Below are 856 nucleotides of genomic sequence, written 5' to 3'. Positions count from 1 at the left end.
GTCGATCGCTGAGCAATTCGATATCCTCGCTGCCTGACGGACAGGCCGAAATGGCCGTTCACAACCCCATTTCCAGGTTTGCCACAGAACCATATGGACAGGCAAATCGCCAAAATCTTGAATGACGAGGGCGTCCGCTCGGCGCGAGGCAAGCTGTTCAGCTATGAGAACATCTGGCTCTTACGCCACCGTTGGGGAATCCCCACAGCCAAGATCAACGGCGTCGCAGCCAATCCGCCGCGCTGGCCTGATGGAACCTACTCTGTACAGGGCGCAGCCGCTGCAATCGGCGTGACGGCTCAAACCATCTTCGACTATCTCGCCCAGGGCCTTGTCCGCGGTCGGCAAAGCACGAAAGGCCAGCCTTGGCAGATCAGCCTTTCCAGCGACCAGATCGATCAACTTCAACGCCGACTGCAACGGACCAGGCGATCAAGGAAAGGTGCATCATGAAGCATTCGCGGATCCCACGCTCGGCGACGCGATTCTTGACCGCCTCGTCCACAATGCTCACCGTCTTCAACTCACCGGAGAAAGCATGCGAAAACAGAACGCTCAACGCTCAGCTCTTGACGCAGACTCAAACACCTGAATCAATCAACACGTCGGTCGAAGCGGCCGCTCATGATCGCGTGAAATACCTGCTCACGATCAAATGAAATGAGCGCTCACGATCGCGTGAAATGGCTGCTCACAATCAGCGAAATGCGCACCCTGTACTCGCGGGCTGCCAAAAGGACTCTGCGAGCCAAGTTGGCTCGTTGCCGCAGGCAGTTGGCTTCTGGCGCGGCATCCTTCAACGCCGCATTGTCGAGCATGGCGTCGGCCAGAAGCCGCTTCAGCCGCGTGTTCTCGT

At 57.8% G+C, this 856-nt stretch carries 2 pseudogenes; one reads left to right on the top strand and one right to left on the bottom strand.

What is annotated here, in order from left to right:
- Positions 1 to 448: 448 nt before the first annotated feature.
- A pseudogene (locus tag X738_RS84410) lies at positions 449 to 592 on the top strand (ATP-binding protein); the annotation flags it as partial.
- 76 nt (positions 593 to 668) lie between these two features.
- On the opposite strand, the pseudogene X738_RS88670 reads toward X738_RS84410, so the two are convergent.
- Positions 669 to 856, bottom strand: a pseudogene (locus tag X738_RS88670) (hypothetical protein); the annotation flags it as partial.

Origin of the sequence: Mesorhizobium sp. L48C026A00 (assembly GCF_000502375.1) — a bacterium.
GTDB classification, from domain to species: Bacteria; Pseudomonadota; Alphaproteobacteria; order Rhizobiales; family Rhizobiaceae; genus Mesorhizobium; species Mesorhizobium muleiense.
Note: the sequence above shows the minus strand (reverse complement) of the source record. Positions and strands in the feature narration are given on the sequence as shown.